The organism is Mesorhizobium sp. M1E.F.Ca.ET.041.01.1.1 (assembly GCF_003997355.1).
GTDB lineage: Bacteria > Pseudomonadota > Alphaproteobacteria > Rhizobiales > Rhizobiaceae > Mesorhizobium.
In genome coordinates this window covers 1-552 of the sequence record NZ_RZSL01001220.1, presented here as the reverse complement: position 1 = coordinate 552, position 552 = coordinate 1, and the positions used below count along the sequence as shown (strand labels likewise).

Annotated in this window: 1 protein-coding gene; it reads left to right on the top strand. The window is 59.4% G+C overall.

The genetic code is table 11. The annotated features are described in order from the left end of the window. The coding region (locus EOA38_RS38480; RefSeq protein WP_145966364.1) for a type IV secretion system protein at positions 1 to 402 on the top strand (402 nt) is incomplete at its 5' end. Positions 403 to 552: the final 150 nt, after the last annotated feature.

The window sequence follows — 552 nt, the reverse complement described above, 5'->3', positions numbered from 1 at the left end:
CGCTATATTCGCGCCCGCGAAACCTATGACGCGCGCGAAATCAAGCAGAACTACGATCTGGCGCAGCTTTATTCGACGGGAACGGCGGCCAGGGATCTGACTTGGGCTTACACGCCGTCCAACGCGCAGTCGCTCCACAAGATCTACGGGCGCAACGTCACCATTTCCGTCGACGTCAAGTCGGTGTCGCTGCTCAACAGCACGACGGCGTCGGTGCGGTTTTCGACCACGACGCGTCGCGAGAACTCTTCCACGACCGATAATTGGGTAGCCGTGGTCAAATTCCGTTACACGACGACGCCGATCAGAAACGAATGGCGCTTCGACAATCCGCTTGGCTTTCAGGTGACGGAATACCGTCGCGATCAGGAGTCCGCGCCGACGGCAGGGAGCGCGCAATGAAAATCCATCTTAGGGCCGCTCTCTCCCTGCTGATTTTGCTTGGCTCGGCCAGCTCAGCTGCCGCGCGCGACTATCGTATCCGCTACGTGCCCTTCGACAACGACAATGTGACGACCGTCAACGCCGCGCTCGGCGTCTCTACGATGATTG